The organism is Mangrovibacter phragmitis, assembly GCF_040429585.1.
GTDB lineage: Bacteria > Pseudomonadota > Gammaproteobacteria > Enterobacterales > Enterobacteriaceae > Mangrovibacter > Mangrovibacter phragmitis.
Genome location: NZ_CP134782.1, coordinates 2,409,485 through 2,434,775 on the forward strand (window position 1 = coordinate 2,409,485; position 25,291 = coordinate 2,434,775).

Below are 25,291 nucleotides of genomic sequence, written 5' to 3' on the forward strand. Positions count from 1 at the left end.
GGAAGAGACAACGATTTCATGAAGAGCGCGACAAAAACACGCTGGTATTTTGGTGCAGGACTAATTTTTGCCATTATTATTGCAGCCGTTTGGTACAACCGGCATGAAACAAATACCCATGGAGAGACCGGGGCTAAAACCAGCCAGTCACGCCCGGGGAGTAATGGGCGCCATGGCATGCGCCCTCTTGCCCCTGTACAGGCGGCAACCGCGCAAAGCAAGGCAGTTCCCCATTACCTGAGCGGCCTTGGAACCGTAACTGCCGCTAATACCGCAACAGTGCGCAGCCGGGTAAATGGGCAGTTAATTGCCATTTATTTTAAAGAAGGCCAGCAAGTGAAAGCGGGCGACCTGCTGGCAGAAATTGACCCGAGTGAATTTACCGTTGCACTGGAGCAGGCTGAAGGCCAACTGGCAAAAGACCAGGCAACGCTGGCAAATGCCCGGCGTGACCTGGCCCGTTACCAGCAACTGGCAAAAACCAGTCTGGTTTCCCGCCAGGAGCTGGATACCCAACAGGCACTGGTTGCAGAAAGCGCCGGTACGGTAAAAGCAGACCAGGCCGCGGTTGACAGCGCCCGGTTACAACTGAGCTGGAGCAAGATAACGGCCCCAATATCCGGGCGCGTTGGTCTGAAACAGGTGGATATCGGTAACCAAATTTCCACCAGCGATACCAGCGGCATTGTGGTTATCACCCAAACCCATCCCATTGATGTTATTTTCACGCTCCCGGAAAGCGATATTGCGCAAATTGTCGCCGCACAACATGCAGGTAAAACCCTTGAAGTGGATGTGTGGGATCGCACGAACACCCGAAAGATTGCCAGTGGCGAATTGCTGAGCCTTGATAACCAGATTGATGCCACGACAGGCACTATCAAACTCAAAGCCCGTTTTACTAACAGTGACGACGCCTTGTTTCCCAACCAGTTTGTCAACGCACGCATGCTGGTCGCTACTCAGCAAAATGCGGTTGTTATTCCGGTTGCCGCCCTGCAAATGGGCAATGAAGGCAATTTTGTATGGGTGCTGAACAGCGAGAATAAAGTCAGTAAACACCTGGTCACACCAGGGATTCAGGATAACCAGCAGGTGGTGATTACTGCCGGGCTTTCTGCCGGAGACCGGGTGGTAACAGATGGCATTGACCGGTTGACGGAAGGTGTCACAGTTGAAGTGGTCGCCCCGCAAACCACCACACAGGAAAACGCCACACAGGCTGAAACCAGAAAAGCGCACTCAGGCCAGCATAAAGGAGCGCGTTCCTGATGCAGGTATTACCACCCAGTACTACCGGAGGCCCTTCCCGGCAGTTTATTCTGCGCCCGGTCGCCACCACGCTGTTTATGGTAGCAATATTGCTGGCCGGGATAATTGGTTACCGTTTTCTGCCGGTTTCTGCGCTACCAGAAGTGGATTACCCCACTATTCAGGTGGTCACACTCTACCCGGGTGCCAGCCCGGATGTTGTGACATCGGCGATTACTGCGCCACTGGAGCGGCAATTTGGGCAAATGTCTGGCCTGAAACAGATGTCATCGCAAAGCGCCGGGGGCGCTTCAGTAGTGACATTGCAGTTCCAGTTAACGCTACCGCTTGATGTCGCGGAGCAGGAAGTTCAGGCCGCAATTAACGCCGCAACCAGCCTGCTGCCCAGCGACCTGCCCAACCCGCCGGTTTACAATAAAGTTAACCCGGCAGACCCACCAATAATGACACTGGCGGTAACTTCTTCTGCCCTGCCCCTGACTCAGGTGCAGGATTTGGTGGAAACCCGTATTGCCCAAAAAATTGCTCAGATAAATGGCGTAGGTATGGTCGGGGTGTCTGGCGGGCAACGCCCGGCGGTGCGGGTTAAACTCAATGCCCAGGCGCTGGCCGGGCTGGGTATCAGCACAGAAACCGTGCGCAGCGCTATCAGCAATGCTAACGTGAATTCTGCCACTGGTAGTCTGGATGGCCCGGAGCGTGCAATTACTCTTTCCGCCAACGACCAGATGAAAACGGTACAGGAATACCGCGACCTGATTATTGCCTGGGTTAACGGGGCCGCCGTGCGCCTTGGCGATGTCGCCACCGTTGAACAGGGGCCAGAGAATGCCTGGCTGGGCGCATGGTCAAACCATGAACCGGCTATTGTCATGAATGTTCAGCGCCAGCCCGGCGCCAATATTATTGAAACCGCCGACAGTATTCGCGCACTGCTGCCCGGCCTGAAAGAAAGCCTGCCTAAATCTGTTCACCTCGCGCTGATAGCCGACCGTACCAATAATATTCGGGCTTCAGTAGAGGATACCCAGTCGGAGCTGATGCTGGCAATTGCGCTGGTTGTCATGATTATCTACCTGTTTTTGCGCAATGTTCCGGCCACCATTATTCCTGCAGTAGCCGTACCACTTTCCCTCGTGGGGACTTTCGCGGTCATGGTGTTTCTCGATTTCTCCATCAACAACCTGACACTGATGGCACTGACCATCGCTACCGGGTTTGTGGTGGATGACGCAATCGTGGTGATTGAAAACATCTCCCGGTATATCGAGAAAGGCGAAAAGCCACTGGCTGCGGCACTGAAAGGCGCCGGGGAGATAGGCTTTACCATTATCTCTCTCACTGTGTCATTGATTGCGGTACTCATTCCATTACTGTTCATGGGCGACATCGTTGGGCGGTTATTTCGGGAATTCGCCATCACCCTCGCAGTGGCAATTTTAATTTCGGCGGTGGTTTCACTGACCTTAACGCCGATGATGTGCGCCCGAATGCTCAGCCATGAATCCCTGCGTAAACAAAACCGTTTTTCGCTGGCCTGCGAGCGTTTTTTTGAATGGGTTATTGCCGGTTATGGCCGTGGTCTTAACCGGGTGTTACAACACCCCTGGCTCACATTGGGTGTGGCATTTGGTACCCTGGCGCTGACCATTTTACTGTGGGTCTGGATACCTAAAGGATTCTTCCCGGTGCAGGATAACGGTATTATCCAGGGTACCTTGCAGGCCCCACAGTCGTCTTCTTTTGCCAGTATGTCGCAGCGCCAGGCACAGGTGGCAGACCTGTTGTTGAAAGACCCGGATGTGGCGAGCATGACCAGTTTTATCGGGGTGGATGGCACCAACCCGGCGCTGAACAGCGCACGCATTCAGATAAACCTGAAGCCGCTCAGTGAGCGTGATGACAGAGTTTCAGAAGTGATTCAGCGCCTGCAAAATAAAGTAGCAACACTGCCTGGTGTCACGCTGTACCTGCAACCGGTACAAGACCTGACCATTGATACCACCGTCAGCCGCACGCAATACCAGTTTACCCTGCAGGCCAACACGCTGGATGCGCTGAGCACCTGGGTGCCCAGGCTGATGGCTAAACTCAAGACACTGCCTGAACTGGCCGATGTCAGCAGTGACTGGCAGGATCAGGGCTTACAGGCCATGGTGAAAGTGGATCGCGACAGCGCAAGCCGCCTGGGTATCTCGATGGCAGATGTAGACAATGCACTGTACAACGCCTTCGGCCAGCGCCTGATTTCCACTATTTATACCCAGTCGAACCAGTATCGTGTTGTGCTTGAACATGATACCCACAACACACCAGGCCTGGATGCGCTCAACGGTATCCGCCTGGAGAGCAGTAATGGCGGAATGGTGCCGCTGAGCGCCATTGCTCAGGTTGAGCAACGTCATATGCCGCTGACCATTAACCACCTGGATCAGTTTCCTTCCACCACTATCTCTTTTAATGTGGCAAAAGGCTCCTCATTAGGTGAAGCCGTGGATGCCATACAGGCCGCGGAAAAAGGGATGGATTTCCCGGCGGACATTATGACTGCATTCCAGGGCAGTACACTGGCGTTCCAGGCGGCACTGAGCAGCACGGTGTGGCTGATTATTGCCGCCATTGCCGCAATGTATATTGTGCTGGGTATTCTGTACGAAAGCTTTATTCACCCAATAACGATACTGTCCACTCTGCCTACCGCCGGGTTGGGCGCTTTGCTGGCGTTTCTGGTTTCAGGTTATGAACTGGATGTCATTGCGATAATCGGCATCATTTTGCTGATTGGTATCGTGAAGAAGAACGCCATCATGATGATAGACTTCGCCCTGGCGGCGGAGCGTGAGCAAGGCATGGCTCCACGCGAGGCTATTTACCAGGCCTGCCTGTTGCGTTTTCGCCCTATTCTGATGACCACGCTCGCTGCACTGCTTGGCGCGCTACCGCTGATGCTCAGTACCGGCGTAGGTGCAGAACTGCGCCGCCCGCTGGGAATAGGTATGGTGGGTGGTTTGCTGGTCAGCCAGGTGCTGACCCTGTTTACCACCCCGGTTATCTATTTGCTGTTCGACCGCCTTTCTCACTGGCTGCGTAGCCGTTTGCCGCGCCACGAGGAGGCCTGAGTGCGCTTTTTTGCTCTGTTTATCTACCGCCCTGTTGCCACCATTCTGATTTCGGTGGCAATAACGCTGTGTGGGGTTCTCGGGTTTCGGTTGTTGCCCGTCGCCCCTCTGCCACAGGTGGATTTCCCGGTCATTATGGTGAGTGCGTCACTGCCGGGCGCATCACCAGAAACCATGGCATCGTCAGTAGCCACACCACTGGAACGCTCATTAGGCCGGATAGCCGGCATCAACGAAATGACGTCCACCAGCTCTCTGGGTAGCACCCGAATCATCCTGCAATTTGAACTCAACCGGGATATTAACGGTGCGGCACGGGATGTACAGGCAGCGATTAATGCCGCGCAAAGCCTGCTGCCAACCGGCATGCCTTCACGGCCAACTTACCGCAAAGCTAACCCGTCAGATATGCCCATTATGATTCTGACGCTGACGTCCGACACGTTGTCGCAAGGGGAGTTATATGATTTTGCTTCCACACAACTGGCGCAAAATATTGCCCAGACAGATGGCGTTGGCGATGTAGATGTGGGCGGCAGCTCACTGCCTGCGGTGCGGGTGGATTTAAACCCGCAGGCACTGTTTAACCAGGGGGTTTCACTGGATGCCGTGCGAAAAGCTATCAGTAACGCCAATGTGCGCAAACCTCAGGGCGCAATCGAGGACAACACCCACCGTTGGCAGTTACAAACCAATGATGAACTGAAAACTGCCGCTGAATATCGCCCGCTGATTATTCATTACAACAATGGCGCAGCTGTGCGGTTAGGTGATGTGGCAAATGTGACTGACTCCGTGCAGGATGTACGCAATGCCGGGATGACCAACGCTCAGCCCGCTATATTGCTGATGATTCGTAAACTGCCTGAAGCCAATATTATTCAGACGGTTGACCGAATTCGCGCCCGCCTGCCTGAACTGGAGCAAACCATTCCTGCGGCGATTAAGGTTCATATAGCCCAGGATTCCTCTCCCACGATTCGTGCTTCACTTGCCGAAGTGGAGCAGGCGCTGTGTATCTCGGTAGCGCTGGTTATCCTGGTGGTATTCCTGTTCCTGCGCTCCGGCCCGGCAACATTAATTCCTGCTGTGGCGGTGCCTGTCTCCCTGATAGGCACCTTTGCGGCGATGTACTTGTGCGGTTTTAGCCTGAACAACCTCTCGCTGATGGCGCTTACCATTGCGACCGGGTTTGTGGTGGATGATGCCATTGTGGTGCTGGAAAATATTTCCCGGCACCTGGAGGCTGGGGTTAAACCGTTACAGGCTGCGTTGCAGGGCGCTCGTGAAGTGGGTTTCACCGTGCTTTCCATGAGTGTCTCGCTGGTCGCTGTGTTCCTGCCATTATTACTGATGGGCGGGTTGCCCGGCCGGTTATTCCGTGAATTCGCCGTCACACTTTCGGTGTCTATTGCGATTTCGATGGTCGTTTCCCTGACACTCACCCCCATGATGTGCGGGTGGCTGCTTAAAAACCCTAAACCGGGTGCCAAACAGCAAGGTGCCGGGCGCCTGATGCTGGCTGTGCAGGGTGGATACGCCCGCTCGCTCGCGGTGGCACTGAAATACAAACGCCTGGTGGGTATTGTGCTGCTGGCAACTATTGGGCTCAATATCTGGCTGTATATCGCCGTGCCCAAAACCCTGATGCCGGAACAGGATACCGGGAGAATAATGGGGAATATTCGCGCCGACCAGAGCATTTCGTTCCAGGCAATGCGCGGCAAACTGCAGGACTTTATGAAAATCATCCGTGAAGACCCGGCTGTGGATAATGTGACCGGTTTTACCGGGGGTTCCCGGGTTAACAGCGGTATGATGTTTATCTCGCTCAAGCCACGCAGTGAACGCAAAGAAACCGCGCAACAGGTGATTGACCGCCTGCGGGTAAAACTGGCGAAAGAGCCAGGGGCCACGCTGTTTTTGATGGCAATGCAGGATTTAAGAGTCGGTGGGCGCCAGGCAAATGCCAGCTACCAGTATACGCTTTTGTCAGATGACCTCAGCGCCCTGCGCACCTGGGAGCCGAAGATTCGCCAGGCACTGGCCGCCCTGCCAGAACTCACGGATGTCAATTCAGACCAACAGGATAAAGGTTCAGAGCTGGCGCTAACCTATGACCGGGCAACGTTATCGCGGCTGGGGATAGACGTGGCGGATGCCAATAACCTGCTTAACGATGCCTTCGGGCAACGCCAGATTTCAACCATCTACCAGCCGATGAACCAGTACAAAGTGGTGATGGAGGTTGATCCTCGCTATACCCAGGATGCAAGTTCACTGGATAAAATGTTTATTATCAACAGCGAAGGCAAGCCGATTCCACTGTCCTGGTTCGCCAAATGGTTGCCTGCCAATGCACCGTTGTCGGTAAATCACCAGGGGCTTTCAGCTGCTTCAACCATCGCCTTTAACCTGCCCGATGGCGTATCGTTATCACAAGCCAGCGATGCCATTGAACGTACCATGACAGCACTGGGTGTACCGTCCAGTGTGCGCGGCACCTGGGCAGGGACGGCGCAAATATTCCAGCAAACAATGAACTCCCAGCTCATTTTGATTCTGGCCGCAATTGCCACTGTCTATATTGTGCTGGGTATGTTGTATGAAAGTTATATCCACCCACTCACGATTCTTTCTACGCTACCTTCCGCCGGAGTCGGCGCATTGCTGGCTCTGGAGATGTTCAGCACGCCTTTCAGCCTGATTGCGTTAATTGGCATTATGTTACTGATTGGTATCGTCAAGAAGAACGCCATTATGTTGGTTGATTTTGCCCTTGAAGCCATGCGTAACAGCGATATTTCCGCGCAGGAGGCTATTTTCCAGGCCTGCCTGCTGCGTTTCAGGCCGATTATGATGACCACACTGGCATCTATTTTGGGTGCACTGCCTCTGGTGCTGGCAACCGGCGATGGTGCTGAATTACGCCAGCCGTTGGGGATGACCATTGTCGGTGGTCTGGTAGTCAGCCAGCTATTAACACTGTATACCACCCCGGTGGTGTTTTTGTTTTTTGACCGTTTGCGGCCTGGTAGCCGGGCACGAGAAGACCGACATGTACAACTGGCTGGTGAGTAACTCTGGCCTTTTCACCCGCACGGCGTGTAACGCCGTAGCGGATTAAGACTTAACTGGAGCCCTGTATGAAGTTCTGGCGCCTGGGTATTACTGGCAAATTATTTATTGCGATTCTGTCCACCTGCATTCTGTTGCTTATCACAATGCACTGGGCAGTACGTGTCAGCTTTGAACGGGGTTTTATTGATTATATTAAGCACGGTAACCAACAGCGGCTGGTACTGCTGAGAGACACCCTGGCGGAACAGTATGCCATTCACGGAAACTGGCGCTTCCTGCGCCACAATGACAGGTTTATGTTCCAGCTTTTGCGCTCCTTCGACCGCGATCTGAGCGGTGCGCCACTGCCCCCTCCGCGCCCCGGTGAACGGAATATGGAGCAATATACGCCTGCTTTGGAAGCCAGAAATGGCAACGAGGATGCCATGCCCGATGGCGGCGGGCCTGGCAACATGAACATGGATCATGGGCAACCAGATCCTTTCGTACCCAACAGCGAACCACCCCAGGTGGACGATGGCGTTCACCGTGAACCGGGGCCGGGAATGGATCCGCTCCATGGCTGGCATACACAATTTTGGGTACTGGACCAAAAAAGCCGCCTGCTGGTTGGCCCACCCTTCCCTATTCCACCCGACAGCAACCGGGAGCCAATTAAATTCAACGATACCACTGTTGGCTGGGTGGTGGCGTCCCCCATTGAACGCCTGACCCGAACCACAGATATCAGCTTTGACCGCCAGCAACGACGTACCAGCTGGTTGATAGTCGCACTGGCAACATTAATGGCTGCCGGAGCGACATTCCCGCTGGCCCGTGGTTTACTGGCACCGGTCAAACGCCTGGTGGAAGGAACACACAAGTTAGCAGCAGGTGATTTCAGTACCCGGGTGGAACGAAGCAGCAACGATGAACTGGGCAGGCTTGCCAGTGACTTTAACCAACTGGCCAGCACCCTTGAGAAAAACCAGCAAATGCGCCAGGCCTTTATGGCTGATATTTCCCACGAACTACGCACACCACTGGCGGTATTACGTGGCGAACTGGAAGCGATTCAGGATGGTGTGCGGAAATTTACCCCGGAATCAGTGGCTTCTCTGCAGGCCGAAGTGGCTACGCTGACCAAACTGGTTAATGACCTGCACCAGCTATCCATGTCGGATCAGGGGGCACTTGCTTACCAGCGCCATCATATAGAAGTGATCTCTCTGGTGGAGACGGCCACAGGCGCATTTCGCGAGCGCTTTAACAGCCATGGGTTGAGCATCAGCCTGAGTTTACCAGACAGCGCCACATTGTTTGGCGACCCGGACCGTTTGATGCAATTATTCAACAACCTGCTGGAAAACAGCCTGCGCTATACTGACAGCGGTGGCGGGTTGACCATTACTGGCCGCATCCAGAATGGCGCACTTCACCTGCAATTCGCAGACAGTGGCCCGGGGGTAACCGATGAACAGCTTGCACAATTATTTGAGCGGTTCTACCGTGCTGAAGGTTCGCGTAACCGGGCCAGTGGCGGTTCGGGTTTAGGTTTGTCTATTTGCCAGAATATTGTGGAAGCCCATGGTGGTAAAATTTCCGCCGGGCACGCCGCTGCCGGGGGCATCAGTATTGATGTCACCTTACCTTTAGAAAATGAAACACAGAGAAGCGTATGAGCGAATTCCCGATTGATGAAAATGCACCACAGATCCTGATTGTGGAAGATGAGCCGAAACTGGGTCAGTTGCTTATCGATTATCTGCGGGCAGCCAGTTATGCTCCAGTTCTGGTTAACCATGGGGATCTGGTTGTGTCTTATGTGCGCCAGACTCCACCGGACCTTATTCTGCTGGATCTGATGTTACCGGGTACTGATGGCCTGACTATTTGCAAAGAGATCCGCCGGTTTTCCGATGTGCCCATTATTATGGTTACCGCGAAAATTGAAGAGATAGACCGCCTGTTGGGGCTGGAAATTGGCGCGGATGATTATATCTGTAAGCCCTACAGCCCACGGGAGGTTGTCGCCCGGGTAAAAACTATTCTGCGCCGTTGCCAGCCCAAAGCGTTTCACAGCGACACAGATAACGGCCCAACACTGAAAATCGATGAAAGCCGTTTCCAGGCCAGCTGGAATAACAAAGCGCTGGATCTCACCCCGGCTGAGTTTCGGCTGCTAAAAACCCTTGCCCATGAACCGGGCAAAGTCTTTTCCCGTGAACAGTTGCTGAACCATCTTTATGATGATTACCGGGTGGTCACGGACCGTACTATAGACAGCCATATCAAAAACCTGCGCCGCAAGCTGGAAGCACTGGATGAAGAACAGCCATTTATTCGCGCTGTTTACGGTGTAGGCTACCGCTGGGAAGCCTACCCCTGCCAGTTTCTGTAACCCCGCCGGGCGTACTGACGCCCGGGTTTATTTCCCCTGCCGCAAGCGCTACAATGCCCGCCCTGAAAGTGTGGCATTACGCCGCATACCTGCCGTTTCACCTGGTGAAACGGTTCTGACCTGACATCAGAAAGAGCCCAATATGTTTAAACCGGAATTACTCTCTCCGGCGGGAACGCTGAAAAATATGCGTTACGCCTTCGCTTATGGCGCAGATGCCGTTTATGCGGGACAGCCTCGTTACAGCCTGCGGGTGCGTAACAACGAATTCAACCACGAAAACCTTGCCCTGGGGATAAATGAAGCCCACGCACTGGGGAAAAAGTTTTATGTCGTGGTAAATATTGCCCCTCATAACGCCAAACTGAAAACCTTTATTCGCGACCTGAAACCCGTTGTGGATATGGGCCCGGATGCGCTCATCATGTCTGATCCTGGTTTAATCATGATGGTTCGTGAAGCCTTCCCGGAAATGGCTATTCACCTTTCCGTACAGGCGAACGCGGTGAACTGGGCAACGGTAAAATTTTGGAAACAGATGGGGCTGACCCGGGTCATTCTTTCCCGCGAGCTTTCTTTAGAAGAGATTGCTGAAATTCGTGAACAGGTTCCGGAAATGGAACTGGAAGTATTCGTACACGGTGCATTATGCATGGCTTATTCAGGCCGCTGCCTGCTTTCCGGTTATATCAATAAGCGCGACCCGAATCAGGGCACCTGCACTAATGCCTGCCGTTGGGAATACAAAGTTCAGGAAGGCAAAGAAGACGATATCGGCAATATCGTACATGTGCATGAACCCATTCCGGTACAGAATGTTGAACCTACGCTGGGTGCTGGCGCGCCAACCGACAAAGTATTCATGATTGAAGAGAGCCAGCGCCCGGGTGAATATATGACGGCGTTCGAAGACGAACACGGCACCTATATTATGAACTCCAAAGATTTGCGCGCCATTCAACATGTTGAGCGCTTAACCCAGTTAGGTGTGCATTCGCTGAAAATTGAAGGGCGCACCAAATCGTTTTACTACTGCGCCCGTACCGCTCAGGTGTACCGCCGCGCCATTGATGATGCCGCAGCAGGGAAACCTTTCGACCCGTCGTTACTGGAAACACTGGAAGGCCTGGCACACCGTGGCTATACCGAAGGTTTTCTGCGCCGCCATACCCATGACAGCTACCAGAACTATGAATACGGGTATTCGGTTTCCGACCGCCAGCAGTTTGTCGGGGAATTCACCGGCGAGCGTAACGGCGAGCTTGCTGCAGTAGCGGTAAAAAATAAATTCAGTAAAGGCGACAGCCTGGAGTTAATGACGCCGCAAGGCAACATCAGCTTCACGCTGGAACATATGGAAAACGGCAAAGGCCAGCCAATGGACGTGGCGCCGGGTGATGGCTACACAGTCTGGCTGCCCGTTCCGGCGGACCTGGCGCTGGAATATGGCCTGTTGATGCGCAACCTGGCGGGGCAAACCACCCGTAATCCACACGCAAAGTAACAACCAACGGCTGTTTATGGTTACCAGCGAGCTAACCTTAGAACTGGATCACATACGTGACGGTTTAATATGGATATTATTAGCACGCTGAAAAACATAACCCATAAATGCTAGTTGTACCAGGAACCACCTCCTTAGCCTGTGTAATCTCCCTTACGCAGGCTTATTTTTTTGTGTATTTCACTTAACGCCCAGATTGCTGGTACCAGGCTTTTTGTGTATAGCGTGGTGTCTCTTTGCATTTCCTGCCCTGCCCAGCCAGGTAATGTTTCTGTCTGTTTTAAATATCAGCTGGCAATTCTGAATAGTGTTTAACGATCGATAATATGCCCTACATCTCACACCATACCAGGGATACATCGTTAAATGCGCAACTAAAATAAAATCAACCAGTTCTCTATTTAATATACTCTCTCATACTCTGGTTGAATGATCATGATATTAATTATCATTACATGTGATATTGCAATAAAAAAGATAGTGCATTCATAATTATTCAATCTTAATGTGAGATTAATACTGAAAGAATAAATTATTTTGCATAACAGCTTTTATATATTAGTAATGTGTGATGTTTAATCATTGTAAAAAGGAAAACTGATATATGCATCTGGAACTACACAGTATCGAAAGAGTGGGATGGTTAAGAGCTGCCGTATTAGGTGCAAATGATGGTATCGTCTCGACAGCGAGTCTTGTCCTTGGTATTGCCTCGGCAGGCAGCTCATCATCCGGTATTTTACTGGCAGGGATTGCCGGGCTTGTTGCCGGTGCCATGTCGATGGCGACAGGAGAATATGTCTCAGTTTCATCTCAGACAGACACGGAAAACGCCGCTCTCGCGCAGGAAAAGAAGGAGTTGATGGCTGACTATGAAGGCGAGGTTAATGAACTCACTTCTCTATATATACAGCGTGGTGTTGAGCCAGACCTGGCTCACAAAGTTGCATTACAACTTATGGAAAAGGATGCGCTGGACGCTCATTCCCGTGAAGAATTGGGAATTACAGAAACCAATGCGGCACAACCACTCCAGGCTGCAATTTTTTCAGCCGGAAGTTTTTCCGCAGGCGCAGTATTGCCTTTAATTGTTGCATGGTTAGCCCCCCCGGCACTGGTTTTTCCATTTGTCATTCTTTCCACTCTCGTTTCACTGACTTTCCTTGGATATATTTCATCCGTTGTGGGTAAGGCATCACCACTGAAAGCCATGCTCAGAATCACCTTCTGGAGCGCAATGGCAATGGCTTTATCTATGGGAGCGGGGGCACTCGCGGGGCAGGTTCTGGCTTAGATATTGTTTCATCTGCAGAAGATGCCTCAAGGTATGCGTATTGTCTGATAGAAAACGAATTAATAATGCGGATTTTTTAACAGTGCAGGCAGCATACAGGAGGACAAAAGTGTACCCTGAGAGTAATTGGTAACTTTTTAAACCGACCATCAGGCATCTTCATGCCGCTGTTTAGCAAACGGGTTACACCTGGTTATATTAAGTTGAAATACTTTTTTTCTTGCATTCTTAGACAGTGCATTTTTTAAAAAAAAAGCAGTTTGTTAAGCTATCGTTTAACTTTGTCACCTGTTATTTGTTGCGAATGATCTGATGGGCGAGTAGTTTATTCTGGCATGAACAATTCGTGCTTTTTAACAGGAGACACCTTCTCCATCCTCTAACTGACAATCTTGTTGTTTTCTATTTTTCCGAATGTGATCAGGTAGAACAGTTTTCTGAGTATTTCAAACGCAGTATTCAGTCATAGACGGCCGAAGAGTAAATTTTTTAACAGTCTGGGAAGTATCTCCCCGTTAGGGTAGTCCATATTACAGATGCTTACATTTTGTAATGTGCGGTGTGTTAATCTATTAATCAAAGTGATAGCAAAAAATGAGTAAATTATTGATAACGGGTTGTACCGGGTTTCTTGGTGGTTGTGTTTTAAGTTATGCACTAAAAAAATATAATATTAAGGATATTTTAATATTATCCAGAACAGCAGGAGACTACCAGGCATTAACACGAGTACAAGATAACCTCGCTCGTTTTGGGCTTTCTCCCGAAATAACTGGCCAACTCACTGATAGCAATATTATTGAAGGCGATTTAGCACAGCCCGAACTGTTTCTGAATAACCCGTGTTTGAATGAAGTCACTCATGTGATTAACTGTGCTGCAGTTGCATCATTTGGTAAGAACCCAATGATTTGGAAAGTAAATGTAGAAGGTACATTTGCTTTTGCAAAAAGAATGTCAGAAGTACCCTCGTTGCAGCGTTTTGTGCATGTTGGCACCGCCATGTCCTGCTTACCAGAACCGGGCCACAACATTAAAGAATCACTCATCACAACCGATGATTCGGAGCATATTGTTGATTATACTCGTGCCAAAGCAGCAATTGAGCGAAAAATGCACGAAGAGTTGCCAGGGCTCCCGTTAGTTATTGCCCGCCCGTCAATTATTGTTGGTCATTCAGAGTTAGGCTGTAAGCCTTCGAGCAGTATTTTTTGGGTGTTTAAAATGGCACTGACTCTGGGTAAATTTATGTGTAATTTGCAGGACAAAATTGATGTAGTACCCGTTGATTTTTGTGCCGAAGCCTTACTGACATTAACAGAAAGTGAAAATGTAAAAAATGGTGTATACCATGTTTCTGCAGGGCCAGAATACAGTGTAAATTTTGCTGAAATAGACGAGGCAATGGCCCAGGCTGGGGGAACAAAACCGGTAGCAGACAGTTATAGTATGGTGGATATGGGGTATTTTATGGGGATTCGTAAATCCTTCCCAACACTTTTTGGCGAGTGCAATGAGCGAATTATACTCAGAGCAATTAATCTTTATGGCCAGTTCTCCCGCCTGAATGTCACTTTTGACAATACTCAACTGCTCCACCTGGGTGTTTCCGCTCCCCGGAAGTTTACATCCTACATAGATAAGTGTGTGGATTCGACTCGTGGGCAAAGCGTAACGGAAATGATGGCCTGCGATTTTAAATAACCGTACCTGGCTACCCGGCAACAGGCTACCTGCCTCTTAAGAGAGGTAGCCTGTTGAATATCTGAGTAAACCGTTGTTCAGTGCCCCTGTGCCAGTCTCGAGTGATGAAAGCATTAGTTGCAGACCAGGCAACGGCTGGAATGACCACCATTCAGGTATATTTTCTGTCAGGAATAACTAAACCCTGACACAAGCTTATTTTTCCCTCCAGTTTTCAGGCTGTTCTGACGATAACAATCTCTATATAGCACTACACTTTGGGTGTGGAGCACTTTACAGGGAATACAAGCCATGAAAACACTTGCCTCTTCCATGCTAATTCTTAATGGCAAACTTGCTAATGATCCTATTTTGCGGGATACCATTCATCAGTTTCGTGAACGAGGGTTTGATCTCCACGTCCGGGTGACCTGGGAGTTTGGAGATGCAGAGCGGTTTGTTAATGAAGCTCACAGCCTGAAAATCGAGAACGTCATTGCCGGTGGTGGTGACGGTACGCTGAACGAAGTGGTCAATGGTATTTTCAAGCTGGAAGAAAAATCACGCCCAATTCTGGGGATTTTACCGCTGGGAACCGCCAATGACTTTGCCACAGCAGCCGGGATACCCGATGCGCTGAATAATGCACTGATGCTGGCAATCAATGGTCGTCCACGCCAGATAGATCTTGTCCAGGTGAACCGTGGTCGCTGCTTTATTAATATGGCATCTGGCGGGTTTGGTACCAAAGTGACTAATGATACTCCGGAAACCATGAAAGCTACGTTTGGCGGCGTGTCCTACCTGATCCATGGGATCCTGCGGCTGGATAAACTGTCTCCGGACCATTGTGAAATTCGTAGTGGTGATTTTATCTGGGAAGGGGACGCCCTGATTGTGGGGATAGGCAATGGCCGCCAGGCCGGGGGTGGGCAGTTGCTTTGCCCCGGTGCGTTGATTAACGATGGAATGCTTAACCTGCGTATTTTTACCGGAGAGTCTTTAGTTCCCACGCTACTCAGTACCCTGGCGCGCAGTGAAGATGAAGAACACATGATAGAGGCCAGTGGCAGTTGGTTTGAGATTCGGGCTGAACACACTATGACATTCAACCTGGATGGTGAGCCCATTAGTGGCAACCAGTTCTCACTGGTTGTAAAGCCGGGCGCTGTTTTCTGCCGCCTGCCTCCGGACTGCCCGTTACTGAAATAACACCCTCCCGCCCCGGTATCTTACCGGGGCGCTTTCAACAATATCACCTGTTCCGTTTTTGCGTGTGAGCAACTCAGGCGATAGTGACCTGTTTACTGAGGTAAACATCCTGTACGGCATTAATCAGTTTTACCCCGTCTGCCATAGATTTTTTGAACGCCTTGCGCCCAAGGATCAGCCCCATGCCACCAGCGCGTTTGTTAATCACGGCAGTACGCACAGCATCAGCTAAGTCTGTTTCTCCACCTGCTGCACCCCCTGAGTTAATTAACCCGGCACGGCCCATATAACAATTTGCCAGTTGGTAACGCACCAGGTCTATGGGGTTTTCCGTAGTGAGTTTGCTGTAGACACGCTCGTCGGTGTAACCGAAGTTAACAGCTTTATAGCCGCCATTATTTTCTGCCATTTTCTGCTTAACAATGTCGGCGCCAATCGTCGCTGCGATGTGGTTTGCCTGGCCGGTAAGGTCGGCGCTGGCATGGTAATCCACACCATCTTTTTTGAAAGCAGGGTTACGCAAATACGCCCACAGCACTGTTACCATCCCCAGTTCATGTGCCCGTTCGAATGCCGCTGAGATCTCCTCTATCTGGCGGCGGGACTCTTCTGAACCAAAGTAAATCGTAGCGCCTACCGCAACAGCCCCCAGGTTAAATGCCTGCTCTACGCTGGCATACAGAGTCTGGTCATAAGTCGTTGGGTAGCTCAGGGTTTCGTTATGGTTCAGTTTCATCAGAAACGGAATACGGTGGGCATAACGGCGGGAAACCGCAGCCAGCACGCCATAAGTCGAAGCTACGCAGTTACAACCCGCTTCAATCGCCAGTTCAACAATGTTTTTCGGGTCAAAATAGAGAGGATTGGCGGCAAATGATGCACCAGCAGAATGTTCAATCCCCTGGTCAACCGGCAGTATCGACAAGTACCCGGTACCAGCCAGGCGGCCTGTGTTATAGAGAGTCTGCATGTTACGCAGTACAGCAGGTGAGCGGTTGTTGTCCACCATAACCCGGTCCACATAATCAGGCCCGGGCAGGTAGAGCTGTTCGGCGGAAATTGTCATACAACGGTGTTGCAACAGGCTATCGGCGTCTTTTCCAAGAAACTGAATAATATCGGTCATCATACACTCCATTATTTGCCTCTGTTTGCCAGCGAATAATGCCCTGAAGCTATCAGGCTCACCGGAGTTTACCGCGCAGAGTTCGCATAAACTCCGGGTAGCAGCCTGAGCCCGGCTATTATTCACTGAGAAATATAACCGTAGCAGATTTTTGGTGAAGCCCCTTGTGTAAAAATGACATCCAGTAACTTGCTGTTAGCCCTGGTTTCAGGGAGAAAATGTCACTGGCTGATGGCGAAAAGAAAAGTAGTTACGGCTGAAAAATGAATAGGGATTACGGCTGTTGACCTGAAACTCGCGTTTCTCGGCAAAAAGTGCGGTGAGCTTGTCATAAATGCCAAAACGCAAGGCCTCCGAACAGAGTTCTGTTATTTTTTCTGGCGTAAAATTCCCGGTCATCGGGCCGATGAAACTCTGCACTGGCAGCCCGGTTTTACGGCACAATTGTGCGCCAAAGGCATCATTTCCCCCATCACCCGAATAGCAGGTTAGTGTACGAATGATGGCATTTTGGTACAGCGGATAGCGTGTTTTGAGCAGCAGGCTCAGTTCCTCTGCGGAAACATGGCGTACATCATCGCCAAATCTGCCATTCTGAAAACCTGCCACCACCATGCTACCTGTTTTGCCCACCAGACACCCGTGGGCGACCACATTCAGCCGCTGTTTCCCTTCCCACTCATCATTGAAGGTGTACATACCATTCATTAATAAATCGAGATTTTTCATTTTCTTCCTCTGAAAAAGGAAGACAGTATCGGGGTTCAGACTTTCAGGGAAAAATCGTTTTTACCAGGGGTATTAACACTATTATTTACGATTAATACCAGTTATCCCCTTCCGCGAAACCCGCCGGGTGTCATACCCGTTGGCACTGTGTTTCCACGGTAGCAACACACTTTACACCCCCCCGTCAGGGCCGGTTGGTGTACAGCAAAACTGTTACATTGATCAAGTAATCACCACAAAGGTATTTTAAAGGTATTATTGAATGGTATTTTAAAGGAGTACCTTACCTGACATGAAGGATTAAACAATGAAAACGAAAGTCCAACTGTCATTCATGATGTTTGTTGAATGGTTTATCTGGGGCGCGTGGTTTGTGCCGTTGTGGTTGTGGCTCAGTAAAAGCGGCTTTACTGCTGGTGAAATTGGCTGGTCATATGCCTGTACTGCTATTGCTGCAATCCTCTCGCCTATCCTGGTTGGCTCACTGACCGACCGCTTCTTCGCAGCACAGAAAGTGCTGGCAGTATTGATGTTTGCCGGTGCTGTACTGATGTACTTCGCTGCACAGCAAACCCAGTTCAGTCACTTCTTCCCGTTGCTGCTGGCCTATTCCCTGACTTATATGCCCACCATCGCACTGACCAACAGTATCGCTTTTGCCAACGTGGATGACGTTGAGGCCAACTTTCCACGTATCCGGGTGATGGGCACCATTGGTTGGATAGCCTCCGGACTGGCGTGCGGTTTTCTGCCCCAGATGCTGGGCTATAGCGACATTTCAGATACCAATATTCCCCTACTGATGACAGCGGGAAGCTCCGCATTGCTCGGAGTTTTTGCCTTATTCCTGCCGAATACACCGCCAAAGAGTACCGGCAAGCTGGATTTCAAAGTCATGCTCGGGCTGGATGCACTGATTCTTCTGCGTGACAAAAACTTTCTGGTGTTCTTCTTCTGCTCATTCCTGTTCGCAATGCCGCTGGCGTTTTACTACATCTTCGCCAACGGTTATCTCACAGAAGCAGGCATGAAAAACGCCACTGGCTGGATGACGCTCGGCCAGTTCTCAGAAATCTTCTTTATGCTGGCGCTGCCATTCTTCATCAAACGCTTTGGTATTAAGAAGGTCTTACTGTTGGGCCTTATCACTGCGGCTATTCGCTATGGTTTCTTTGTCTACGGTGGTGCAGAACACTATTTTACCTACGCCCTGCTGTTCCTTGGCATTTTGTTACACGGTGTGAGTTATGACTTCTACTACGTAACGGCATACATCTATGTGGACAAAAAATCGCCGGTACATATGCGCACTGCCGCACAGGGTTTGATTACGCTGTGTTGCCAGGGCTTTGGCAGCCTGCTGGGTTACCGCCTGGGTGGTGTGATGATGGAGAAAATGTTCGCCCTGAATCCGCCAGTAAATGGGCAAACCTTCAACTGGGCCGGGATGTGGACATTTGGCGGCGTCATGATTGCCATAATAGCCTTACTATTTATGCTGTTTTTCCGCGAATCGGATAAAGAGATCACCGCAATTGAGGTGGTTGATGGCGATAACGCGCTGACACAAGGGGAAGTGAAATGAAACATGAACGTGTTCTCGGTGCTCTTTATGGGCAGGCGTTAGGGGATGCGATGGGTATGCCGTCTGAGCTGTGGCCAAGAAAGCGCGTTAAAGCGCACTTTGGCTGGATAGACCGTTTTTTACCGGGCCCCGCAGAGAACAATGCCGCCTGCTATTTTAACCAGGCTGAGTTTACTGACGACACCTCCATGGCGCTTTGCCTGGCTGATGCCATTATCGAATGTGACGGGCAAATCAATGCCGATGTCATCGGCAAGCATATTTTGCGCTGGGCAGAATCCTTCGACGCCTTTAACAAAAATGTATTAGGCCCAACCTCTAAAATTGCACTTAACGCCATTCGTGACGGAAAACCGGTGAGCGAACTGGAGAACAACGGTGTGACCAACGGCGCAGCAATGCGCGCTTCACCATTGGGTTGCCTGTTACCGGCCACCCATCTGGCACAGTTTGTTGACCAGGTGGCGCTGGCCTCCAGCCCAACGCATAAATCTGACCTGGCGATTGCCGGTGCAGTGGTAGTTGCCTGGGCGATTTCCCGCGCGATTGACGGCGAGCGTTGGCAAAGCATTGTTGATGCCCTGCCCGGTATCGCCCGTTATGCGCAGGAAGCCAAACCAACTACTTTCAGCCCATCACTGGCGGCCCGCCTGGAACTGGCACTCAAAACCGTCCGCGAAGCAGACGGCACAGAATCCGCCAGCGAGCAGGTTTATCAGTTAGTTGGTGCCGGTACCAGCACCATCGAATCCGTTCCGGCCGCCATTGCGATGGTGGAGCTGGCCGGTACCGACCCGAACCGCTGTGCAATTTTATGCGCCAACCTGGGCGGCGATACAGACACCATTGGGGCAATGGCAACCGCCATTTGCGGCGCGTTGCACGGGGTCCAGGCGATTAACCCATCCTTCAAATCAGAACTCGACGCCGTTAATCAGCCCAATTTCACCAGGTACTGCGATGCACTGTTGCGCTATCGGGAGCAAAGGGAGGATGTATGAATTCAGGTTTTGCCCACCAGATTGAAACATTACGCGCCATTCGACCGCTCACGGTACTGGGCGCGGCCGTGATTGACGTGATTGCAGACGCCTGGGCTTTGCCGTGGAGCGGTTGCGATATTGAGCTAAAACAGCAAGGGGTTAATATTGGTGGCTGTGCACTGAATATCGCCATCGCCCTGAAACGGCTGGGTATTGCCGCGCAAAACGCCCTGCCCGTGGGGCACGGCGTGTGGGCCGATATCATTCGCAACGCAATGGCAAAGCAGAGTCTTCATAGCGTGGTAGACGCTGAAACGGGTGATAACGGTTGGTGCCTGGCACTTGTTGAGCCGGACGGCGAACGTACATTTATGTCCTTCAGTGGCGTAGAAAACCAGTGGCAACCAGCGTGGCTGGCTAAACTCGATGTGCCCCCAGGCAGCCTCGTCTATCTTTCCGGCTATCAGTTGGTATCGCCGTGCGGTGAACTGTTGACGAACTGGCTGGAGGGGTTGCCGGAGGTAACCGCGTTTATTGATTTCGGCCCGCGTCTTGCTGATATCTCTGATGCGCTGATGGCACGGATTATGGCCTGCCGCCCCGTGGTGTCTCTGAACCGCCAGGAGGCGCAGATTGCCGCCGGGCGGCTGGGCGTGGCAGAGGAACAATTGGGAGAGGTATGGCAGCAACGGTTTGCCAGTGCATTGATTGTTCGCCATGACAAAGAGGGAGCCACCTGGTATGACGGTACTGAATCAGGTTATGTCCCGGCATTTCAGGCGACTGTTGTGGATACTATCGGCGCAGGCGACAGCCATGCCGGAGGAACGCTGGCGGGCCTTGCCGCGGGTTGGTCTCTGGCTGATTCAGTCAGGCTTGGCAACGCAGTGGCCGCCTGGGTTGTCAGCCATCGTGGCGGGGACTGCGCTCCGACGCGTGAGGAGTTACTCCTCGCACACAAAAACGTATAGATCGCTGCGGCAGTAGCTGATGCTGTACTCAACCGGCCGGTGTTGCTGGTCAAGCGCCACTTGCTTAATCACCAGCACCGGTATTTTGTCATCCATACTGATATGTTCCTGAAATTCGCTGTCCGGCATGCGGGCGCTGACGCGTGAGCGGGTGCGCTGAGGGAAAATATTCTGGCTGCGAAAATAGTCATACAACGAAATACCAATCGCATCGGGGTCATGGATTAACCCCGCCGGCACCCAGGACTCCTCAATTGAGACAGCATCTTCATCAACATAGCGAATACGCTTAAGCAAAAAAACATCGCTTTGCGGCGCAACCGACAACTGGCTGGCTACCTCTTCCGGGCATTTCACCACCCGCTTATTGACCCACAGAGTATTCGGTTTCTTACCACGCAACACCACCTGCTGAGAAAAACCGCGCGCCTCTTTCAGGGAATATTCAAATATATTATTGATTTGCGTACCATAACCACGAGCACGGGTCACCACGCCCTCTTCTTCCAGCGCCTGCATCGCTTTGCGTACTGTGATTCGCGACACCCCGGTTAACTGGCTCAGGTCACGCTCACCCGGCAGGATATTTCCGTGCTCCAGCAGGCCACTGCGCACCGCGTTTTTGACCGTTTCGGCAAATTTAAGGTACAGCGGCGTGTTATCGGGCGCGGCAATCCGTTCATTAAGGTGGGCAATTAACCGGGTATGCGCTTGTTCCATCTCTGTTTTTCTCTGGCCGGGGTTTCCTGCCAGTATACCCTAAATAATGCGAATTGCAGGAAGGTTGCAAGGCAGTACCCCCGGCAGCTTATATTAAGTATCTACCGGGGTGAGGTGCAGCTAACGCACCTGCAAGTTGCAACATGACAGATATATACGGCTACCACCACTCATGAAAATGGTGAACCGGCCCAATCCCGTGCCCTACTTCCAGAGTATCCGCTTGCGCCAGCGCAGCGGAGAGCCAGTTTTTAGCCTGCTGCACCGTATCTGCCCAGGTACTATGCCGTGGGCGTAACGCTGCAAGGGCGGCAGAGAGTGTGCAGCCTGTGCCATGGGTGTTTTTAGTCTGCACGCGCGGTGCAGTAAAACGCCATTCACCATCACGGGTAAAGAGCCAGTCCGGGCTTTCAACATCATTCAAATGCCCCCCTTTCATGAGCACTGCGCCGCACCCCATTGCCAGTAGCGCCTGCCCCTGCGCTTTCATTTCACCTTCAGTTTGCGCAGATGGCGCATCTAACAGTGCTGCGGCTTCTGGCAGGTTTGGGGTGATAAGCGCCACCTGCGGCAGCAATTTTTTACGCAGTGTATCAACGGCAGAGGCTGAAAGAAGCGGGTCGCCACTTTTGGCCAGCATCACCGTATCGAGAACGACGTTGTGGTTCTGATAGCGCCGCAGTTGCTCTGCAACCGCCTCCACAATGTCAGTCTCTGCCAGCATGCCAATTTTCGTGGAGTCGATACGCACATCGCTAAGCACTGAATCCAGTTGTGCGGCGACAAAATCCGGCTCAATGCGGTAGACCGACTGCACGCCGCGTGTATTTTGCGCCACCAGCGCAGTGATAACCGAACACCCGTAAGCTCCCAGCGCAGAAAAGGTTTTTAAATCGGCCTGGATGCCTGCCCCACCACTGGGGTCCGTTCCGGCGATTGTCAGTGCATTAACTCTTCTCATGCCAGAGCCCCTTCATTGAGGTTCCACAAGGCATCCAGCATGGCAGGAACAAAACTGCCCGGGCCCCGGCTTGCTGCAACAGCGAGCTCCCCGGCACAAGACATAATCCGGCACGCGCCAGCGACATTCACCAGCCTGTCACCCGGTAACGCGCAACTGGCGGCAACCACAGCAGAAAGCGCACACCCGGTGCCCACAACATACGTCATCAACACATCGCCTCCGGGGACAGCCAGAGTGCGTTCACCATCGGTGACATAATCCACCTCACCTGTCACCGCGACAACAGCCCCGGAACTCCGGGCAAGACGCACGGCGGCATCTATTGCCTGCTCTGCTGGCTGCAACGAATCCACTCCGCGCCCGCCTGTACCGCTACCTGCCAGCGCCATAATTTCGGAGGCATTGCCCCGTATCGCTGCCGGGCGTAATTCGCATGCCTGATGGGCAAATGTGGTACGCAACTGCAACGCACCCACCGCAACCGGATCCAGCGCCCAGGGTTTACCCGCGTTATTGGCTGCATGAATCGCTGCCATCATGCCTGCAGCTCGCGGTGTGGTGAGTGTGCCAACATTAATCAGTAAGGCATCTGCCAGGGCCGCGAATTGTGCGGCTTCCTGCTCGTCCGGCACCATCGCGGGGGACGCACGCAAAGCAAGCAAGGTATTGGCAGTAAAGGTTTGTACCACGTCATTGGTCAGGCAATGGACCAGTGGGCGGTGAGTACGGAAGTGTTGTAAAACGGTGGCGGCTTGATTGCCGCACAGCAGGTCAGGTTGCATTTCAGGCTCCTGTCCGGCGTGAAGAAGCGATACCGGACAGGTATCTGACTTCCCTACGCTGGCATTATCCAGATCAGGTAATACGGGTATTTCTCAGCCCATCTATGATGGGGCACCCCGAGTCAAATAAAACAAAATCAAAAGCTTGCGATTAATGCTCCTCATTAATCCCTGATCAGGATAGTAATGCCAGCGGGAAGTCTTGTAAACGGTAAAAGCGGCCCTTTTGGGCCATGTGTGACAGGATGAGTGACAGTTTGTATGGCACAAGAAACCATCCATTATTACGGCATAACGGTTTTTGAGCAACTTGAAAATCTGTTCCTTGACCCGCTACTCACTGCGTTAGACGAATACGGAATACCCACTCAGATCTCGACCCAGCTCAAGAACCTTATTTTGCCATCAGAACATCTTTCGGGCTCTATCTCACAGAGTAGAACAGCTCCCACTGACTGGCTTTGAGAAAACCTTAATGCGTTGGGCTGTGTCTGAAATGTAGCTTAATCTAATCCGCTGGCCCTCTGTTTATGGCTGAGTTTTTTTTCTAACGCCTTCAAACCGTCCGTTTCTCGCTCATATCTCAGGAACACAGACGCAGAATAGACCAAAAGTTACTGTGCCACCCGTACACTCTCCGCAGCTACTTTATTCGTTCATGTCTTACTTAAGTGGTTTCTTATAAAATCTTTTTTTGTTGTCTTCGACCTTATTGCACGTAAAATGACCAGACATATTCATGAAAGGAGTCTTTATGGATATCGCGCTGCTCAACAGGGGCTGGAACAGAACATGGTCTGATACAATGGTGAATCTGGAAGCCCGGAAACTCGTCGAAACAGCAAACCGGCTGTCAGCATTCTATTTGCAAGATGGCCTAACACGTATCAAGTTTATCGAAGAGATAAAACAGGTCGTAGAAAAGGAGTTCGAGGCAGCACGGCGAGCTAAAACAGATGAAGAATGCATCGTATGCATCAAAAATCTGCGTGTCGAAACGGATAATCTGCACGAACAAGAACGTCTGTTAAGAACCAGAGCCGCACAGCTTTACGCGAAGGTCGAGTTTGTTAAGGAAAATAATAAAATCGTCGGTTATGTTATATCCGCTGTAAATGTGGTGCTATCAGGCGTGGTTCTCTTTGGTGGCTTTATGATGTTATCCACTATGGGGCCGATTGGTATGCTGGCTGGGGCAGTTCTGATTGCCGATGGAATGAACGGATTAACGAAAGAAGTGCTCAACTTTGATCAGCCAGCAGGACATAAACCCTCGCAAGGTATCATTGCTGACTCCGCGATGCATACGGCCCAGTTCATGGGATTTAATCCTAACACGGGCCTGGCTCTCTATAATGGTGTTACTCTTGGCGCCAGTCTATACAGCATTGCTGGACTAGCTCGAAAAACTGGAGCCTGGAGATTATTCCGCTGGCTTCCACACGATTACTATCGCAAAGTCAGCACAATGAGCACTCCTAAGCTAACAATGAAGATTGTCGGTTATGGCGTTAAAGCAAAAGTGATTTTCGACCTATTGACAACAGAAAATGGAACCCGTTAATCCTTGATAGTTTTTCGGTAACGCCATGATTTATAGGAAATTACCGGCGGCTGTGCGAAGGACATAATGGCAACCCCAAAGATCATCGCCAGCCCCCATGCTACTGCTCTATCAGGTGAGCTGAAGACGATAAGTAGCAGCAGGATAAAGGTACACACAACCACCACTCCCGCCAAGGTAACAAATCGTCTAGCGAGGTCATTTATGGCCTCTCCAGGCGTTCCTCCATATTTTTCAATATTGCTTTTTATCTTCTGCAATTCGGACTGCGTAAACCCTGAACGTAACAATGCCTCGTCAGTCACTTTCATATCGTCCCTTA

At 51.4% G+C, this 25,291-nt stretch carries 19 protein-coding genes and 1 riboswitch; of the genes, 13 read left to right on the top strand and 6 right to left on the bottom strand.

The window, feature by feature from the left end:
- Positions 1-18 precede the first annotated feature (18 nt).
- The 9 genes from MPHASIOC01_RS11700 to yegS all read left to right on the top strand — a co-directional run bounded on the left by MPHASIOC01_RS11700 (position 19) and on the right by yegS (position 15,545).
- Positions 19-1,272, top strand: a complete 1,254-nt coding sequence (locus MPHASIOC01_RS11700; protein ID WP_064594842.1) for an MdtA/MuxA family multidrug efflux RND transporter periplasmic adaptor subunit — start codon at positions 19-21, stop codon at positions 1,270-1,272.
- Positions 1,272-4,391, top strand: a complete 3,120-nt coding sequence (locus MPHASIOC01_RS11705; protein ID WP_353614691.1) for an MdtB/MuxB family multidrug efflux RND transporter permease subunit — start codon at positions 1,272-1,274, stop codon at positions 4,389-4,391. The genes MPHASIOC01_RS11700 and MPHASIOC01_RS11705 overlap by 1 nt, the downstream gene beginning before the upstream one ends.
- The gene (gene mdtC, locus MPHASIOC01_RS11710) at positions 4,392-7,472 is read left to right on the top strand and encodes a multidrug efflux RND transporter permease subunit MdtC (RefSeq protein WP_064594845.1); all 3,081 of its coding nucleotides are present in this window, start codon (positions 4,392-4,394) and stop codon (positions 7,470-7,472) included. It abuts the gene before it with no gap.
- Between the two features lie 65 nt (positions 7,473-7,537).
- Positions 7,538-9,133, top strand: coding sequence for a two-component system sensor histidine kinase BaeS (gene baeS, locus MPHASIOC01_RS11715; RefSeq protein ID WP_353614692.1), 1,596 nt, complete (start codon positions 7,538-7,540; stop codon positions 9,131-9,133).
- Positions 9,130-9,852, top strand: a complete 723-nt coding sequence (gene baeR / locus MPHASIOC01_RS11720) for a two-component system response regulator BaeR (protein WP_353614693.1) — start codon at positions 9,130-9,132, stop codon at positions 9,850-9,852. The genes baeS and baeR overlap by 4 nt, the downstream gene beginning before the upstream one ends.
- Positions 9,853-9,994: 142 nt before the next feature.
- Complete coding sequence (yegQ, locus tag MPHASIOC01_RS11725; protein ID WP_353614694.1) at positions 9,995-11,356, top strand: tRNA 5-hydroxyuridine modification protein YegQ; 1,362 nt, start codon at positions 9,995-9,997, stop codon at positions 11,354-11,356.
- A gap of 604 nt (positions 11,357-11,960) precedes the next feature.
- Complete coding sequence (locus tag MPHASIOC01_RS11730) at positions 11,961-12,650, top strand: VIT family protein (RefSeq protein WP_064594851.1); 690 nt, start codon at positions 11,961-11,963, stop codon at positions 12,648-12,650.
- A 594-nt stretch (positions 12,651-13,244) separates the two neighbouring features.
- The gene (locus MPHASIOC01_RS11735) at positions 13,245-14,354 is read left to right on the top strand and encodes an SDR family oxidoreductase (RefSeq protein WP_064594853.1); all 1,110 of its coding nucleotides are present in this window, start codon (positions 13,245-13,247) and stop codon (positions 14,352-14,354) included.
- Between the two features lie 291 nt (positions 14,355-14,645).
- On the top strand, positions 14,646-15,545 hold the full coding sequence (yegS, locus tag MPHASIOC01_RS11740) for a lipid kinase YegS (protein WP_064594855.1): 900 nt from the start codon (positions 14,646-14,648) through the stop codon (positions 15,543-15,545).
- 73 nt (positions 15,546-15,618) lie between these two features.
- On the opposite strand, the gene fbaB is transcribed toward yegS, so the two are convergent.
- Positions 15,619-16,671 carry a class I fructose-bisphosphate aldolase gene (gene fbaB, locus MPHASIOC01_RS11745; protein WP_064594857.1) on the bottom strand — a complete coding sequence of 351 codons (1,053 nt, stop codon included), beginning with the start codon at positions 16,669-16,671 and terminating at the stop codon, positions 15,619-15,621.
- 207 nt (positions 16,672-16,878) lie between these two features.
- Positions 16,879-17,400 (bottom strand): hypothetical protein, encoded by a 522-nt coding sequence (locus tag MPHASIOC01_RS11750; RefSeq protein ID WP_064594859.1) that lies wholly within the window; start codon positions 17,398-17,400, stop codon positions 16,879-16,881.
- Positions 17,401-17,707: 307 nt separating this feature from the next.
- Between MPHASIOC01_RS11750 and MPHASIOC01_RS11755 the strand changes: the two genes are divergently transcribed.
- The 3 genes from MPHASIOC01_RS11755 to MPHASIOC01_RS11765 are packed head-to-tail and all read left to right on the top strand — an operon-like array spanning position 17,708 to position 20,939.
- Positions 17,708-18,985 (top strand): nucleoside permease, encoded by a 1,278-nt coding sequence (locus MPHASIOC01_RS11755; protein WP_064594860.1) that lies wholly within the window; start codon positions 17,708-17,710, stop codon positions 18,983-18,985.
- The gene (locus tag MPHASIOC01_RS11760) at positions 18,982-19,986 is read left to right on the top strand and encodes an ADP-ribosylglycohydrolase family protein (protein ID WP_353614695.1); all 1,005 of its coding nucleotides are present in this window, start codon (positions 18,982-18,984) and stop codon (positions 19,984-19,986) included. Before MPHASIOC01_RS11755 ends, MPHASIOC01_RS11760 begins: the two co-directional genes overlap by 4 nt.
- Positions 19,983-20,939 carry a PfkB family carbohydrate kinase gene (locus MPHASIOC01_RS11765; RefSeq protein ID WP_064594865.1) on the top strand — a complete coding sequence of 319 codons (957 nt, stop codon included), beginning with the start codon at positions 19,983-19,985 and terminating at the stop codon, positions 20,937-20,939. Before MPHASIOC01_RS11760 ends, MPHASIOC01_RS11765 begins: the two co-directional genes overlap by 4 nt.
- On the opposite strand, the gene MPHASIOC01_RS11770 is transcribed toward MPHASIOC01_RS11765, so the two are convergent.
- The 3 genes from MPHASIOC01_RS11770 to thiM all read right to left on the bottom strand — a co-directional run bounded on the left by MPHASIOC01_RS11770 (position 20,913) and on the right by thiM (position 23,405).
- Positions 20,913-21,659 carry a GntR family transcriptional regulator gene (locus MPHASIOC01_RS11770; RefSeq protein WP_036114956.1) on the bottom strand — a complete coding sequence of 249 codons (747 nt, stop codon included), beginning with the start codon at positions 21,657-21,659 and terminating at the stop codon, positions 20,913-20,915. The genes MPHASIOC01_RS11765 and MPHASIOC01_RS11770 overlap by 27 nt on opposite strands.
- A 160-nt stretch (positions 21,660-21,819) precedes the next feature.
- The gene (thiD, locus tag MPHASIOC01_RS11775; protein WP_064594867.1) at positions 21,820-22,620 is read right to left on the bottom strand and encodes a bifunctional hydroxymethylpyrimidine kinase/phosphomethylpyrimidine kinase; all 801 of its coding nucleotides are present in this window, start codon (positions 22,618-22,620) and stop codon (positions 21,820-21,822) included.
- Positions 22,617-23,405 carry a hydroxyethylthiazole kinase gene (gene thiM / locus MPHASIOC01_RS11780; protein WP_064594870.1) on the bottom strand — a complete coding sequence of 263 codons (789 nt, stop codon included), beginning with the start codon at positions 23,403-23,405 and terminating at the stop codon, positions 22,617-22,619. The genes thiD and thiM overlap by 4 nt, the downstream gene beginning before the upstream one ends.
- 33 nt (positions 23,406-23,438) lie before the next feature.
- Positions 23,439-23,535, bottom strand: a riboswitch (TPP riboswitch).
- 624 nt (positions 23,536-24,159) lie between these two features.
- Between thiM and MPHASIOC01_RS11785 the strand changes: the two genes are divergently transcribed.
- Positions 24,160-24,969 (top strand): DUF4225 domain-containing protein, encoded by an 810-nt coding sequence (locus tag MPHASIOC01_RS11785; RefSeq protein ID WP_064594874.1) that lies wholly within the window; start codon positions 24,160-24,162, stop codon positions 24,967-24,969.
- On the opposite strand, the gene MPHASIOC01_RS11790 is transcribed toward MPHASIOC01_RS11785, so the two are convergent.
- Positions 24,966-25,280 (bottom strand): hypothetical protein, encoded by a 315-nt coding sequence (locus MPHASIOC01_RS11790; RefSeq protein ID WP_064594876.1) that lies wholly within the window; start codon positions 25,278-25,280, stop codon positions 24,966-24,968. The genes MPHASIOC01_RS11785 and MPHASIOC01_RS11790 overlap by 4 nt on opposite strands.
- Between the last annotated feature and the right edge of the window lie 11 nt (positions 25,281-25,291).

Excerpts from the sequence above, each read along its gene's own strand:
- yegQ (WP_353614694.1), top strand. The coding sequence starts at position 9,995 with ATGTTTAAACCGGAATTACTCTCTCCGGCGGGAACGCTGAAAAATATG.
- MPHASIOC01_RS11700 (WP_064594842.1), top strand. The coding sequence starts at position 19 with ATGAAGAGCGCGACAAAAACACGCTGGTATTTTGGTGCAGGACTAATT.
- thiD (WP_064594867.1), bottom strand. The coding sequence starts at position 22,620 with ATGAGAAGAGTTAATGCACTGACAATCGCCGGAACGGACCCCAGTGGT.
- MPHASIOC01_RS11750 (WP_064594859.1), bottom strand. The coding sequence starts at position 17,400 with ATGAAAAATCTCGATTTATTAATGAATGGTATGTACACCTTCAATGAT.
- baeR (WP_353614693.1), top strand. The coding sequence starts at position 9,130 with ATGAGCGAATTCCCGATTGATGAAAATGCACCACAGATCCTGATTGTG.
- MPHASIOC01_RS11785 (WP_064594874.1), top strand. The coding sequence starts at position 24,160 with ATGGATATCGCGCTGCTCAACAGGGGCTGGAACAGAACATGGTCTGAT.
- yegS (WP_064594855.1), top strand. The coding sequence starts at position 14,646 with ATGAAAACACTTGCCTCTTCCATGCTAATTCTTAATGGCAAACTTGCT.
- fbaB (WP_064594857.1), bottom strand. The coding sequence starts at position 16,671 with ATGACCGATATTATTCAGTTTCTTGGAAAAGACGCCGATAGCCTGTTG.
- MPHASIOC01_RS11735 (WP_064594853.1), top strand. The coding sequence starts at position 13,245 with ATGAGTAAATTATTGATAACGGGTTGTACCGGGTTTCTTGGTGGTTGT.
- baeS (WP_353614692.1), top strand. The coding sequence starts at position 7,538 with ATGAAGTTCTGGCGCCTGGGTATTACTGGCAAATTATTTATTGCGATT.
- MPHASIOC01_RS11730 (WP_064594851.1), top strand. The coding sequence starts at position 11,961 with ATGCATCTGGAACTACACAGTATCGAAAGAGTGGGATGGTTAAGAGCT.
- MPHASIOC01_RS11755 (WP_064594860.1), top strand. The coding sequence starts at position 17,708 with ATGAAAACGAAAGTCCAACTGTCATTCATGATGTTTGTTGAATGGTTT.
- MPHASIOC01_RS11705 (WP_353614691.1), top strand. The coding sequence starts at position 1,272 with ATGCAGGTATTACCACCCAGTACTACCGGAGGCCCTTCCCGGCAGTTT.
- MPHASIOC01_RS11760 (WP_353614695.1), top strand. The coding sequence starts at position 18,982 with ATGAAACATGAACGTGTTCTCGGTGCTCTTTATGGGCAGGCGTTAGGG.
- MPHASIOC01_RS11790 (WP_064594876.1), bottom strand. The coding sequence starts at position 25,280 with ATGAAAGTGACTGACGAGGCATTGTTACGTTCAGGGTTTACGCAGTCC.
- thiM (WP_064594870.1), bottom strand. The coding sequence starts at position 23,405 with ATGCAACCTGACCTGCTGTGCGGCAATCAAGCCGCCACCGTTTTACAA.
- MPHASIOC01_RS11765 (WP_064594865.1), top strand. The coding sequence starts at position 19,983 with ATGAATTCAGGTTTTGCCCACCAGATTGAAACATTACGCGCCATTCGA.
- MPHASIOC01_RS11770 (WP_036114956.1), bottom strand. The coding sequence starts at position 21,659 with ATGGAACAAGCGCATACCCGGTTAATTGCCCACCTTAATGAACGGATT.